The 13870-nt window shown below is 71.5% G+C and carries 12 protein-coding genes and 1 tRNA gene; 1 reads left to right on the top strand and 12 read right to left on the bottom strand.

Annotated features, from left to right (window positions below; genetic code table 11):
• Positions 1-59: 59 nt before the first annotated feature.
• The 7 genes from rho to ACH4TG_RS10890 all read right to left on the bottom strand — a co-directional run bounded on the left by rho (position 60) and on the right by ACH4TG_RS10890 (position 9525).
• Entirely contained in the window at positions 60-2006 is a 1947-nt protein-coding gene (gene rho / locus ACH4TG_RS10920) for a transcription termination factor Rho (protein WP_398241866.1), read from the bottom strand.
• A gap of 391 nt (positions 2007-2397) precedes the next feature.
• Entirely contained in the window at positions 2398-3321 is a 924-nt protein-coding gene (gene thrB / locus ACH4TG_RS10915; protein ID WP_398241865.1) for a homoserine kinase, read from the bottom strand.
• 209 nt (positions 3322-3530) lie between these two features.
• Positions 3531-4631, bottom strand: coding sequence for a threonine synthase (gene thrC, locus ACH4TG_RS10910; RefSeq protein ID WP_398241864.1), 1101 nt, complete (start codon positions 4629-4631; stop codon positions 3531-3533).
• A 7-nt stretch (positions 4632-4638) separates the two neighbouring features.
• The gene (locus ACH4TG_RS10905; RefSeq protein WP_398241863.1) at positions 4639-5991 is read right to left on the bottom strand and encodes a homoserine dehydrogenase; all 1353 of its coding nucleotides are present in this window, start codon (positions 5989-5991) and stop codon (positions 4639-4641) included.
• A 186-nt stretch (positions 5992-6177) separates the two neighbouring features.
• Positions 6178-7569 (bottom strand): diaminopimelate decarboxylase, encoded by a 1392-nt coding sequence (gene lysA / locus ACH4TG_RS10900; RefSeq protein WP_398241862.1) that lies wholly within the window; start codon positions 7567-7569, stop codon positions 6178-6180.
• Positions 7570-7625: 56 nt separating this feature from the next.
• Positions 7626-8984 (bottom strand): ArgS-related anticodon-binding protein NrtL, encoded by a 1359-nt coding sequence (gene nrtL / locus ACH4TG_RS10895; protein ID WP_398241861.1) that lies wholly within the window; start codon positions 8982-8984, stop codon positions 7626-7628.
• Positions 8985-9078: 94 nt separating this feature from the next.
• Complete coding sequence (locus ACH4TG_RS10890; RefSeq protein ID WP_398241860.1) at positions 9079-9525, bottom strand: response regulator; 447 nt, start codon at positions 9523-9525, stop codon at positions 9079-9081.
• A 168-nt stretch (positions 9526-9693) separates the two neighbouring features.
• Here ACH4TG_RS10890 and ACH4TG_RS10885 point away from each other — a divergent pair.
• Positions 9694-9765, top strand: a tRNA-Arg gene (locus tag ACH4TG_RS10885).
• A gap of 506 nt (positions 9766-10271) precedes the next feature.
• Here ACH4TG_RS10885 and ACH4TG_RS10880 read toward each other — a convergent pair.
• The 5 genes from ACH4TG_RS10880 to ACH4TG_RS10860 form a co-directional block, all read right to left on the bottom strand.
• Complete coding sequence (locus ACH4TG_RS10880) at positions 10272-10544, bottom strand: hypothetical protein (RefSeq protein WP_398241859.1); 273 nt, start codon at positions 10542-10544, stop codon at positions 10272-10274.
• Positions 10545-10663: 119 nt separating this feature from the next.
• On the bottom strand, positions 10664-12058 hold the full coding sequence (locus tag ACH4TG_RS10875) for a tyrosine-type recombinase/integrase (protein WP_398241858.1): 1395 nt from the start codon (positions 12056-12058) through the stop codon (positions 10664-10666).
• A complete protein-coding gene (locus tag ACH4TG_RS10870; protein ID WP_398242124.1) occupies positions 12055-12255 on the bottom strand; it encodes a helix-turn-helix transcriptional regulator in 201 nt (66 codons plus the stop codon). Before ACH4TG_RS10870 ends, ACH4TG_RS10875 begins: the two co-directional genes overlap by 4 nt.
• A complete protein-coding gene (locus tag ACH4TG_RS10865; RefSeq protein ID WP_398241857.1) occupies positions 12245-13600 on the bottom strand; it encodes a replication initiator in 1356 nt (451 codons plus the stop codon). The genes ACH4TG_RS10870 and ACH4TG_RS10865 overlap by 11 nt, the downstream gene beginning before the upstream one ends.
• 70 nt (positions 13601-13670) lie before the next feature.
• The gene (locus tag ACH4TG_RS10860) at positions 13671-13844 is read right to left on the bottom strand and encodes a hypothetical protein (protein WP_398241856.1); all 174 of its coding nucleotides are present in this window, start codon (positions 13842-13844) and stop codon (positions 13671-13673) included.
• Positions 13845-13870: the final 26 nt, after the last annotated feature.

The raw sequence follows: 13870 nt of genomic DNA, 5'->3' as shown, positions 1-13870 counted from the left end.
GAACCGGCGGGCAGGGCAGGTAGCACCTTCAATGACCGGGCGCAGACCCGGCGTTGAGCTCAGTCGTTGTTCTGGCCCGGGGTGGTCTTGGCGATCTGCATCAGGAACTCGGCGTTGGACTTGGTCTGCTTCATCTTGTCCAGCAGCAGCTCGATCGCCTGCTGCTGGTCCAGGGCGTGCAGCACCCGGCGCAGCTTCCAGACGATGCCCAGCTCCTCGCCGCCCAGCAGGATCTCCTCCTTGCGGGTGCCGGACGCGTCGACGTCCACCGCGGGGAAGATGCGCTTGTCGGCGAGCTTGCGGTCGAGCTTGAGCTCCATGTTGCCGGTGCCCTTGAACTCCTCGAAGATCACCTCGTCCATCCGGGAGCCGGTCTCGACCAGCGCGGTGGCCAGGATGGTCAGCGAGCCGCCGTCCTCGATGTTGCGCGCGGCGCCGAAGAACCGCTTCGGCGGGTAGAGCGCGGTCGAGTCGACACCACCGGACAGGATGCGGCCGGAGGCGGGCGCCGCGAGGTTGTACGCGCGGCCCAGGCGGGTGATGGAGTCCAGCAGCACGACCACGTCGTGGCCCAGCTCCACCAGGCGCTTGGCGCGCTCGATGGCGAGCTCGGCGACCGTGGTGTGGTCCTCGGCCGGGCGGTCGAAGGTCGAGGAGATGACCTCGCCCTTCACCGACCGCTGCATGTCGGTGACCTCTTCGGGCCGCTCGTCCACGAGCACGACCATCAGGTGGCACTCGGGGTTGTTGGTGGTGATCGCGTTGGCGATCGCCTGCATGATCATGGTCTTGCCGGTCTTCGGCGGGGCCACGATCAGACCGCGCTGGCCCTTGCCGATCGGCGACACCAGGTCGATGATCCGGGTGGTCAGCACGCCCGGGTCGGTCTCCAGGCGGAGCCGGTCCTGCGGGTACAGCGGGGTGAGCTTGTTGAACTCCGGACGGCCGCGGCCGGAGTCGGCGCCCATGCCGTTCGCGGAGTCCAGCCGGACCAGCGCGTTGAACTTCTCGCGGCGCTCGCCGTCCTTGGGCTGGCGCACCGCACCGGTGACGTGGTCGCCCTTGCGCAGGCCGTTCTTGCGGACCTGGGCGAGGGAGACGTACACGTCGTTCGGCCCCGGCAGGTAGCCGGAGGTGCGGATGAACGCGTAGTTGTCCAGGATGTCGAGGATGCCGGCGACGGGGATCAGCACGTCGTCGTCGGCGACCTGCGGCTCGCCGCCGGCGAACTCGTCACGGCCCCGGCCGCGGCCCCGGCGGTCGCGGTAGCGGCCACGGCGCCGGCCGCGGCCCTCGCCGAACTCGTCGTCGTCCTGCTGGCCGCCCTGGCCGCCCTGCTGGTTCTGGCCGCCCTGGCCGCCGCCCTGCTGCTGGCGGTCGCCGCGCTCGCCGTCGCGGTTGCGGCGGTCGCGCTGCCGCTCCCGGCGGTCGCCGCGCTGCCCGCGCTGGCGGTCCTGGCGGTCGTCGCCGCCCTGCTGCTTGCCGTCGCCCTTGCCCTCGGCGGTGTCGGCGGCCGCCTCCGCGGCGCGCTCGGACTTGGCCTCGGCCTTCGACTCGGCCTTGGCCTCGCCCTTCGGCGCGGCCTTCTCGCCCTTGTCACCGGCGGGCTGGCCGGGGATCTCGATCTGCTGCGACTCGGCCGGCGCGGTGGCGGCGGCCTTGCCCGCGGCGTCCCCGGACTCCTCCAGGCGCGCTCGCGAGGTGGCCCGGCGCTTGGGCTTCTCGGCCGCGGGAGCCTCGGCCTGCGGGGCGGCGGCACCGCCGCCGGCCTGGCGCTCCTTGATGGTCTCGATCAGCTGGCTCTTGCGCATCCGCGCCGTGCCCTTGATGCCGAGACCGGAGGCGAGCTGCTGGAGTTCGGCCAGGACCATGCCGTCCAGACCGGTACCGGACCGGCGGCGCCGCGCGGCACTGGGCGTGGCAGCACCGGTGGCAGGCGCAGCGGCGTCGGACGCGGCAACAGTGTTGTCTGCGCGCACGCCCATCAGATCGGTGGTGTCGCTCACGAAGGGTCCTTCCCTGGAGCGGACGTCGGCCTGAATGGCTCGGCGACCGGTCGTGCTGTCCGGTCTGGGCGTTTCCGCTGCTCAGAACCGGGGCGGTGGTCCGCCTGACGGCGGCAGAAATACATACGTGCTCTCGGTAGCGAGGAAACCCGTGGAACCGCGGATCCCGTACCGAATCCGGAGCGTGCTCGACACTGCGAAGACAGGCTGCCCGACTCCCCAGTCAGCTGCCTATGCGGTGTGGGAGGCTCCCGGAAGACGTGTCGGCCGCTGCCTGACGCGGCAGAGGCGGGGACACAGTGCATCGCGCCCACCGGGCGGCGAATGCTGGCTTGAGATTAACACTACCGGATCCCACACATATTCCCCCTCTCTCCGACCGGCAATCGTGTCACTGCCCCCCTGCGAGGGGCAGAACACTGGCTCCGGTCTGATCGAGCGCCAGACGATTGGCGGCCCAGCCCTCACCCGCGAGCCGGGAGACCTTGTCCGCGCCCCCCTCGTCGCACAGCGCGAGCACGGTGGGCCCGGCACCCGACACGACTGCAGGGACGCCTTCGGAGCGCAGGCGGTTCACCAGAGCGATCGTCTCGGGCATGGCGGGCGCCCGGTACTCCTGGTGCAACCGGTCCTCAGTGGCGGGCAGCAGCAGCTCGGGGCGCCTGGTGAGCGCCTCCACGAGCAGCGCGGCCCGGCCGGCGTTGGCCGCCGCGTCCACGTGCGGCACGCTGCGCGGCAGCATGCCGCGGGCGGTCTCGGTGAGCAGCGGGGCGGCGGGGATGAAGACCACCGGAATCAGCGACGGCGCGGGGTCCATCCGGATCGCCCGGGCGGCGCCGCCCTCGGTCCAGGCGACGGTGAAGCCGCCGAGCAGGCAGGCGGCGACGTTGTCGGGGTGGCCCTCGATCTCGGTGGCCAGTTCCAGCAGTGCGGTGTCGTCCAGCACGGCCGGCCCGCCTATGGTCACCGCGCGGGCGGCGATGATGCCCGCGCAGATGGCCGCGGAGGAGGAGCCCAGGCCGCGCCCGTGCGGGATGCGGTTGGCGCACACCACCTCCAGGCCGCGCGGCTGGCCGCCGAGCAGGTCGAAGGCGGTCCGCAGGGACCGGACGACCAGGTGCTTCTCGTCGCGGGGCAGCGTGTCGGCGCTCTCGCCCGCGATGTCGACGTGCAGGCCCGAGTCGGCGACGCGGACCACCACGTCGTCGTACAGCCCCAAGGCCAGGCCGAAGGCGTCGAAACCGGGGCCCAGGTTGGCGCTGGTCGCGGGGACGCGCACCCGTACTGCGGCGGCGCGGAACGCGGGACCGGCCATCGTTCGACGAATCTCCTTGTGCGGTGCGCCCTGCGGGCGCGGCTCCATTGCCGTCGCGGCTGGGCGGGAAAGGCGGTTTTGGCATCCGCCGGATGCGGGGCACGCTGCGGTGCCACCGAGGTAAGCCTATCGAAGGAAGGTTCTCCTGCGACATAGGGCGCACGCACCGCGCGCGATGCGTGTCGTCCGCCGCGCGTGCGCCCCCGTCGTCAGCGCAGGCCGAGGTGGTCGGCGGCGGCGTCGGCGTCCACCGGGACGGTGGTCGGCTGGGGTGCTCCGGCGACGGCCCAGTCGGGGTCCTTCAGGCCGTTTCCGGTGACCGTGCAGACGATCCGCTGGCCCGGGTCGACCCGGCCCTCCTCGGCGGCCTTCAGCAGGCCGGCGACCGAGGCGGCCGACGCGGGCTCCACGAAGACGCCCTCCCTGGCGGCCAGCAGCCGGTAGGCGGACAGGATCTGACGGTCGGTCACCGCCTCGATCAGGCCGCCGGACGCGTCCCTGGCCTCCTCGGCGAAGGTCCAGGAGGCGGGGTTGCCGATCCGGATCGCGGTGGCGATGGTCTGCGGCTGCCGCACCGGCGCCCCGTTGACGATCGGCGCCGAGCCGGACGCCTGGAAGCCCCACATCCGCGGCTTGCGGGTGGACACCCCGTCCGCCGCGTACTCGCGGTAACCCTTCCAGTACGCAGTGATGTTGCCCGCGTTGCCGACCGGCAGGACATGGATGTCGGGGGCGTCCCCGAGCGCGTCCACGATCTCGAACGCGGCCGTCTTCTGGCCCTCGATCCGCACCGGGTTCACCGAGTTGACCAGCGCCACCGGGTACTTCTCGCTCAGCCCGCGGGCCAGGTCCAGGCAGTCGTCGAAGTTCCCGTCGACCTGGAGGATCCGACTGCCGTGGACCAGCGCCTGGCCCATCTTGCCGAGCGCGATCTTGCCCTGCGGCACGAGCACCGCGCAGACCATGCCCGCGCGAACCGCGTAGGCGGCGGCCGAGGCCGAGGTGTTGCCGGTGGAGGCGCAGATGACGGCCTGCGCGCCCTCCTCCTTGGCCTTGGAGATGGCCATGGTCATGCCGCGGTCCTTGAAGGACCCGGTCGGGTTCGCGCCCTCGACCTTGAGGTAGACGTCGCAACCGGTCCGCTCGGACAGCAGCTGGGCCGGGACGAGCGGGGTGCCACCCTCCAGCAGCGTCACCACCGGAGTGCTCGCGGTGACCGGCAGCCGGTCCCGGTACTCCTCGATGATGCCGCGCCACTGGTGGGTGCCGGACATTCGGGGCTGGTCGATGGTTCCGTTGGTGCTGTTCATGGCGGCCTTACTCCCCTTCCACACGCATGATGCTGGCGACGCCGCGCACGGTGTCGAGTTTCCGCAGGCTGGAGACCGTCGCGGAGAGCGCGGCGTCCGGTGCGCGATGGGTGACGACGACCAGCGACGCCTCGCCGCCCTCCCGCCGCTGCCCGCCGCTGCCCTGCTCGAAGGCGGCTTCGTCGCCGCTGCCCTGGTTCCTGCCCTGCTGGCGCACCGTGTCGATGGACACGTCGTGCTCGGCGAACACCGTCGCGACCTGAGCCAGGACGCCCGGTTTGTCCGCCACGTCAAGGCTGATGTGGTAGCGGGTGACCACATCGCCCATCGGGCTGACCGGCAGTTGCGTGTACGCGGACTCGCCGGCACCGGTGGTCGCCGCGAGCTTGTTGCGGCAGGCGGCCACCAGGTCGCCGAGGACGGCGGAGGCGGTGGGTGCACCGCCCGCGCCGGGACCGTAGAACATCAGCCGCCCGGCCGCCTCCGCCTCGACGAAGACGGCGTTGTACGCCTCGCGGACCGAGGCGAGCGGGTGGCTGAGCGGGATCATCGCGGGGTGCACCCGGGCCGTGACCGAGCGGCCGTCGGCGCTGCGCTCGCAGATCGCGAGCATCTTGACGGTGCACCCCATCTTCTTCGCGGACGCGATGTCCGCGGCCGTCACCTCGGTCAGGCCCTCGCGGTGCACGTCGTCGATGGTGACCCGGGTGTGGAAGGCGATCCCGGCCAGGATCGCGGCCTTGGCGGCCGCGTCGAAGCCCTCCACGTCGGCCGTCGGGTCGGCCTCGGCGTACCCCAGCGCGGTGGCCTCGTCCAGCGCCTCGCTGTAGCCGGCGCCGGTGGAGTCCATCTTGTCGAGCATGAAGTTGGTGGTGCCGTTGACGATGCCGAGGACCCGGTTGACCTTGTCGCCGGCCAGCGACTCGCGCAGCGGCCTGATCAGCGGGATGGCGCCGGCGACCGCGGCCTCGTAGTACAGGTCGACGCCGTGCTCCACGGCCTTGGCGTGCAGGCTGGCACCGTCGGCGGCCAGCAGCGCCTTGTTCGCCGAGACGACCGAGGCGCCGTGCTCGAACGCGGTGGTGATCAGCGTGCGGACCGGCTCGATCCCGCCGATGACCTCGACGACCACGTCGAGGTCGCCGCGTTTCACCAGCTCCGTCGCGTCCGTGGTGAGCAGCTCGGAAGGCACGCCCTCGCGCACCTTGTTGGGGCGGCGCACCGCGATCCCGGCCAGCTCGATCGGGGCGCCGATCCGCGCGGCGAGATCGTCCGCCTGCGTCGTGATGATGCGCGTGACCTCGGAGCCGACCACACCGCAGCCCAGCAGCGCCACCTTCAGCGGACGCGTACGCATCATCCGACCTCGTTTCTCGTCCTGCTCTCGACTTCCCACTGCCGTCCACCGCGTGCGGGCCGTGCCCCCGCGTGGACGCCACCAGTCTCACTCACCGGACGGGAGAAACCACGCCCTGTCCGGATCGCGAGACCGGTCGATCACCGGACGATATTGCGTCCGCCCGGCGATCTTGCAGTGAATTTCCGGTCAGCCCACGTCCAGGCGGAGCAGATCGTCCTCCGTCTCGCGCCGCACGATCACCCGTGCGCCGCCGTCCGCCACGGCCACGACCGGCGGACGCAGCGCGTGGTTGTAGTTACTCGCCATCGCGCGGCAGTACGCGCCGGTGGCCGGCACCGCGAGCAGGTCGCCCGGCGCCAGGTCGGACGGCAGGAACGCGTCCTTCACCACGATGTCGCCGCTCTCGCAGTGCTTGCCCACCACCCGGCTGAGCATCGGCGGCGCGTCACTCGTCCGGGAGACCAGCGCCACCGTGTACTCGGCGTCGTACAGCGCGGTGCGGATGTTGTCCGACATGCCGCCGTCCACGCTGACGTAGGTGCGCAGCCCCTCCAGCGGCTTGACCGTGCCCACCTCGTACAGGGTGAACGCGGTCGGGCCGACGATCGCCCGGCCCGGCTCCACCGACAGCCGCGGCACCCGCAGCCCCGCCGACTCGCACTCCCGGGTGACGATCTCGCCCAGCGCCTTGGCGATGTCCTGCGGCTCGCGCGGGTCGTCCTCCGAGGTGTACGCGATACCCAGGCCGCCCCCGAGGTCGATCTCGGGCAACTCCACGCCGTGCTCGTCACGGACGTCGCCGAGCAGCGACACCACCCGGCGGGCGGCCACCTCGAAGCCGGCCATGTCGAAGATCTGCGAGCCGATGTGGCTGTGGATGCCGACCAGTTCGAGGCTCTCCAGCTTCAGCACCCGGCGCACCGCCTCGGCCGCCATGCCGTCGGCGAGCGCCAGGCCGAACTTCTGGTCCTCGTGCGCGGTGGCGATGAACTCGTGGGTGTGCGCCTCGACGCCGACGGTCACCCGGATCTGCACCCGCTGCCGCACGCCGTGCTCCTGCGCTATGGCGGCGACCCGCACGATCTCCTGGAAGGAGTCGAGCACGATCCGGCCCACGCCCGCGGTCACCGCCCGCTCGATCTCGGCGGTGCTCTTGTTGTTGCCGTGCAGCGCGATCCGCTCGGCCGGCATCCCGGCGTCCAGCGCGACCGCCAGCTCGGTGCCGGAGCACACGTCGAGGTTGAGGCCCTCCTCGGTCAGCCACTTGACGACCGCCCGGGACAGGAACGCCTTGCCGGCGTAGAACACGTCGGCGTCGTCCCCGAACGCGGCCCGCCAGGCGCGGCAGCGGGACCGGAAGTCCGCCTCGTCCAGGAAGTACGCGGGCGTGCCGAACTCCTCGGCCAGCGCCCGGACGTCCAGGCCGCCGACCTCGACCGCGCCGTCGGCGTTGCGGGTGACGGTCCGCGACCAGACGCGCTGGTCGAGGTGGTTCAGGTCGCTGGGCGGCGCCTGGTAGTGGCCCTCGGGGAGGACGTCGGCGTGGCGGGGACCTGCGGGGTGTGCGGAGCGGCTCACGTCTCTGCGGCTTTCTGTTCAGGGATCTCGGAGGTCTGGTGAGGGATCTCAGAGGCTCAGAGGTGGTCGGGGGCGCTGATGCCGAGCAGGAGCAGGCCGTCGGCGAGCACGATGCCCGTGGCGTCGGCAAGGCGGACACGGGCGGCGTGGACGGCCGAGGGTTTCTCGTCGCCCCTGGGCAGCGCCGGGCACTCGTCGTGGAAGCGGAGGAAGGCGTCCGCGAGCCGCTCCAGGTGCCGGGCCACCCGGTCCGGCGCGCGGCGCCGGGCGGCCGTCTCGACCACGCGCGGGAAGTCGGCGATGAGGCCGAGGAGTTCGGTTTCGGCGGGGTGGTGGGGGGCCGGCTCCGCGGGAGCCGGCTCCGCCGCGGGGGTACGGGCCGGCTCCGCAGGGGGCGTGGGGGCGGCGGGTGTGTCCGCGGGGGGCGTGGCGGCGGCGGATCTGTCCGCCGGGGGCGTGGCGGCCTCGACGTGGTGGACGCTCTCGACGTCGACGCCCAGGTCGTGGGCGTTGCGGAGGAGGGCCCGGGTGCGGGCGTGGGCGTAGCGGACGCGGAACAGCGGGTTGGACTCGTGCTGGCGGAGGAGGTCCGCGGACAGGCGTGGGGTGTCCTCGGCGGGGGGCCGCAGCAGGGCCCAGCGGGCGGCGTCGCGGCCGAGGAGGGCGGCCTGGTCGGCCGGGTGCGCGGGGGGACGGGGGTGTGGGGCGCGGGTGCTGGGGGCGGCGTCCGGGCCGGAGGCGGGGGTGGCGTAGCCCGGGCCGGGGAGACCGGCAGCGACCAGGCCGGCAGGGTCCGGGACGGGCTCGTCCAGGACGGGCTCGGAGGTGGGCGCGAGGACGGCGACCGGCTCGGGCGGACCGGGTTCGGCACCCGTGACCGGCTCGGGCTCGGCACCCGTGACCGGCTCGGGCTCGGGCTCGGGCTCGGGCTCGGCGACGGTGACCGGCTCGGGCGGACCGGGTTCCGCGCCGGCGGCCCGGAGGAGGAGGTTGACCGTCTCAGCGACGACGGGGCCGCGCAGCCGCCGCGGGTCCGCCGTCATGGTCACGGCCTCGCCGGCCAGCGCGTCGCTGCGGCCGTAGGCGTCGCGCTGCTCGCGGACCTGCCGGACCACGTCCGCGTACGCGTTGGAGTCGAGGGTGATGTTGAGGAAGCCGGGGCCGGCGATCTCGACCAGGGCGATGCCCGGCTCCTTGGCCAGGCGGCGAGCGAGCAGTTCGGCGACCTCGCCCGCGCTGCGTCCGGCCGGGCCGGCGAGCTGGAGGGCGACGTTGGTCGCGTAGTCCCCGCAGCCCGGGCGGGACGGCCGCTGCACCGCGATCTTCTCGGGCACTGCGTCGACCTGCAGTTCTTCCGCCAGGACAGCGCGCCGGACCGTCGCCAGGACGGTGCGGGAGAGCTCGGCGGGTGTCACGGGGGCAAGCGTAGGCGAGGTGAGGGGTGGGAGGGCGAGCGGGTTTCACGAGGTGGGACGGGTCGCCCCGGCACGTTCGCGGGGTGGGCGCGGCTCAGGCCCCCGGGTGGGCCGCGGTGCGGCCGCACGGCTGCTCGGGCGGCTGGTCCGTCGAGGGCGCGATCGGCGGGTGCTCGAGGGCCGCGCCGCGGCAGACGAGCCCGCGCACCGTCTCGACGAGTTCGGCCGGCTCGAACGGCTTGGCCAGATAGGCGTCCCCGACACCGTCGGGAAGGGGCCCGGCGCTGACCATGACGATGCCCAGGGCGCGGGTGCGGGGGTCGGAACGGAGCCGGGCGGCGGTGCGGATGCCGTCGAGGCGGGGCATGACCACGTCGAGGGTGACGACGTCGGGGCGGACGCTGTGGACGATCTCCAGGCACTCGGCACCGTCGCCCGCGGTCACGACCTCGAAGCCCTCCAGCTCAAGGTTGACCCTGATCAGTTGCCGGATCACCTTGTTGTCATCCACCACAAGGACCCGGCCGGACGCGCCCGTCACACAGGAAAGCGTAGGCGGGCCGCTGGGGAGCCGCCCGCGTTTTCCGTTTTCTTCCCCGCCACGGGTGAACCTCCTCCACCCCCTTGCCCCACCCGCACCCACCCCCTCCCCCGCCCCGCAAAACCCTGTCCAGCCCACCCCCCGCGAGCTGGTAGTGTTCTTCCCGTCGCCCCCGTAGCTCAGGGGATAGAGCAACGGCCTCCGGAGCCGTGTGCGCAGGTTCGAATCCTGCCGGGGGCACCTCGCAGTAGGTGCCAGCAGACCCCGCCACCAGCCACAACGCTGAAGGCGGGGTCTTCGCATGTGCGCAGCCGAACGCGGCTCGCGGCAGCCGTTTGCCAGTGATCACGTAATGACGACGTAATGATCTTGACGGCATCGACCCAGGTCACGTGGCGATCCTCAACTCCCGTCGGCGGGGTCTGACCACCAACGTCCGGGCTCCGGTGACCAGAGTTCGCCGTCTGGCCGGCCCAGGTCGGGTACATCGATCCATGGCGGGAGCTGCACGCCGTCGATAGCGGACTCAAGGGTTGCTTGCACGTAGCGAAGGTAGGTCCGCACGTCGCGTATCTGTCGCTCTCTGTGCGGACATCCAATGCCGCGCCAACCAACGTCGTAGACGAGCCGCACCAGTATCCGGTAGCGATCTCGAACCTCGACGACGGGAATGGAGAGCAGCTCGGTGTGCATTCCGCGACGAAGCGACTCCATGGCTGACGAGCAACGTTCGCGCGCACCACGACTCAGCGTCGGATCGCTTTCGAAACATCGGGGAGGGAGGGAAGGTAGGCATAGAGATCCGCCAACCGCTCAAGTAGGAGCCGCGAGGCGTTGCCTGCCCGCTCAGCACTGGCGAGCCGGGCATCGGTACGGCGCTGTTCCGCCGCAAGGGCCGCTTCGGCGGCCATCGTCTTAGTTAACTGCCAACGGGTAACGACAAAAGTGATCGCGCCTCCGACGAGCGTGCCGAAGAGCGCACTAGCCGTTTGACCGAAGAGATCCCCTAATCCGCTCATCAGACCATGGTCGAGACAATCAAGTCGCCGTACAAGAAGGCAGTCTGGAGGCCGAGACAACACAAACGGGCCCCTGAGTCCTTCCAGAGGCCCGCATGCCCAGCTTTCGACGTAGCTCCCTACATCACAGAGTCCTCGGATTCCTCTCCTCCGAGCCCCCTCATGATCCGCTCGTTCATCTCTTCTTCTTGGCCGTCGATGCACTTGGTGTAGATCTTCAGCAGCACGTCCACCGAGTGGCCGGCGCGGGCCGCAACCTCGGGAGCAGGTACTCCGGAGTTAAGCCACTGCGAGACGCCTGCGTGTCGCAGGTCGTAGGGCCGGGCGGCCATCACCGAGGCGACCTGGGTGGGCAGGAGAGCCAGCTCCCGGGCCTGCTTCCACGCCCGGGAGTACGACGACGCGGCAACGACGTTGCCGTACTCGCTCTGGAACAGCCGCCCGTCGTCCGCGGTGCCGAACTCCTCAACGTGCTCCAGGAGCAGCCGCGCCAGCGGAGGCGGGATCGGAACGACCCGCACCTCACCCTTCTCCCGCTGTTTCAGGCCCCGGTGGTCGTGAGCCTCGCCGGAGTCGGTCCACGCCTTCCCGGCGGTGGGACGGGTCTCCGACAGCTCGATGCGCCCCCAGCCCCTCTCCGGGAGAGTGCAGTCCGACAGGCGCAGGCCCAGAGCCTCCCCCGGCCGCATGGCCGCGTAGTAGAGACAGCCGAAGAAGGCCTGGAGTCGCCGGCCAGTGGCCCGGTCGTACGCACCCACGTACGTCACCGCCGTCAGAAGCTCCCGCGCCTGCCGAGGATTGACCACGACCCTGCGGTCAACCTCCTGGACAGGCCGCTTCCCGCGCTTACGACGGACACGCGTGAACGGGTTGGACTGCAACACTTCCAGCTCAATCGCGTACTCCAACGCGTTGAAGACCACCGCGCGCCGACGCCGATACGTCTGCGTGGCCGCCGGCCTGCCGTTCAGCTTCCGGCCCAGCGCGTCGATCAGCTCATGCACCCGGGCGACCTCATGCAGTTCGCCGACCGGCAGCGAGGCCCGCTCGATCCACTTCACCGCGGCAACGATCTCCTCCGGCCGCTCACGGTCCCGACGCGTGACCGGCAGCACGTAAGACCGCAGGGCTCGCCGCAGCACTTCCGGCGAAGGCCGTCCGCGTCCCGCCTTGACCAGCACGGGCACCACGCCGGCCAGAGCGTCGGTCATGCTGTCCCGGTGCTTGGCCGACGCTTCCGCCCAACGGTGGTCGATGTACTTCACCGCCAGGTCGAGGAAGGACAGCGCCGCCTTTCCGCCCCGCAGCGAGTCCGGGAGCCCCGACACCGTGTCGAAGGGCTCGCCCTTGTCTACCGCTCGCAGAAGCTTGGCCCGGAACCGGTCGGCGAGCGCCTTGGTCTTGAAGACCTCATGAAACGGCACCTTGTCCACCGACCACCGCACGAGATACGTCGGCTTCTTCGCCGAGCGGTTCTCGCTCAGCTTCCAGACGGAGACCTTGTACGACTTCACGCCGTCCCCTCCGCCCGCTCCTCCAGCCAGGCGTTCAGGACCGAACGCCGGACCCGGAGCTCCCCATTCGGGAGCCGGATACAGACCGGGGCGATACCCAGCTCACGCCAGCGGTAGAAGGTGCGCCGGGAGACCCCGCCCAGCTCCCCGAGCACTTCCCGGACAGTCAGCAGCTCTCCCAGCAGCTCACACGCCATGGTGATCACCGCCCTCCCCGACCGATGCCGCCACGAGTGCCGCCGCCGGCGAATAGCCGCGCCCCGCGTACCGCCACTGGCCGACCGTGACGATGGACCGGCCGCCGAGGCCGAGCGCCGCTCGCTGCTCCTCGGCGCGATGCTCGGTTCGGGCCTGCCGTAAGGCTGTGAGGGTGGTCGAGTAGCGGCGCGACTTGGTCGAGAAGTGGCCGCCATAGCCGAGCATGTGCGCCCAGCGGCGCAGACCGAGCGGCTCGAAGTCAGGCAGTCCGCCCAGCCACCAGCACGTACCGACCATGCGCAAGACGTGCCGTCGAACCGGCAGGAGCACCAACTCCCGGGCATGGTGAATGCGTCCGTCCATCGCGCCGGCCGCCTCAGCGCCTTTCGTCGCGTACTTGGCGATGTAGCCGGCCACCGCGGCCGACGTCAGCTCACCGGCCCCGAACTCCGCAATCGGTCGTACGTCGACCTGGGCCCCGAACCGCAGAACCCGTCGGCCGACAACGTCCGGCCCGGGAGCGATCAGCCGGACCCGACTAACCGACTCGACCACGGCGCCCGCAAGCAGCTCGGTCGAGGCCCAGCCTGGCGGAACCGACTCGGGACCCTCCGGGCCGTCGAGTCGGACGACCGCATGGAAGTGGACCAGGCCGCGCCGCTGGTACTCGGCGACCTTGGCGTACGACACCCGGACCGAATCGCCCAGTGCCGTACGGGACAGGCCCGCTCGCCGGGCGATCTCTCGACGCAATTCCAGCGCGAACCGGTGCCACAGTCGGCCGGCCGATGCCTGCCAGAGCACGGCGCCCGCGTAGTCGTAGCAGCGCGCGCAGAGCGGTTCGCCGAGTCGACGATCGTCCGCGGAGTGCCGTTCGGCGCATCCCAGCTGCACACCGTGCGGGCAGTGGGCCACCGTTCGACGCGGACGGCAGGTCCGTACCCTGCCGTCGCGTTCCCGTCGACCGTGGACGGCTCCGAATCCGGGGGCGGTCAGTGTGGCGAACACTCGGGGATGGCCCTCGACCGCCGCCGGGGTCGACTTGCCGCCGACGAGCCCGGCCCGGATGAGCTGGTAGGTGTCGGCGCGGTAGGTACGCGCGCAGGTCGGGCAGACGCTCGTCCGTCGGTTGCCGCACGCGACGAGCAGTCGGCCGCCGTACGTCGTCGAGCCGTACGACCACAACACCTCACCGCTCGCCAGGTCGAGGAGATCCGAGCCGCCGACGAGGTGAATCGGGTTGGTGCAGCCGCCGAGGCGGACGATGTTGCGGTACCAGGCAGCGAAGTCGGGCTCTGCTGCCCTGCCGAGGAGTGCGGTCACGTCATTCCGGATGGGAATCATCGGCGGCCGCCCCCGAACGCCTCCCACATCACGGCGGTGATGGCCTCGGGTCGGGTCTTGGCGCTGAACCTCAGGGTGGGGTGGTCAGCCAGAGCGCGGCGGCGTGCGCCGGGCACAGCCAGCGCTCGAAGCCGTCCAGGCCGACGAGTACGACTTGTTCCCGGCCGGCGCACGACGGGCGGTCCGGCTTGCGCTCCTCACACTCAGGCGGGCGCGAGTTGCGCGGACGGTTGGCGGTGGACACAGTGTGTGTGCTCCTTTCACTGCTCA

The sequence above is a fragment of the Streptomyces sp. NPDC020917 genome (assembly GCF_044333795.1).
In the GTDB taxonomy this organism is placed as follows: Bacteria; Actinomycetota; Actinomycetes; order Streptomycetales; family Streptomycetaceae; genus Actinacidiphila.
The sequence above is the reverse complement of the archived record's forward strand: the minus strand, read 5'-3'. Positions and strand labels throughout refer to the sequence as shown.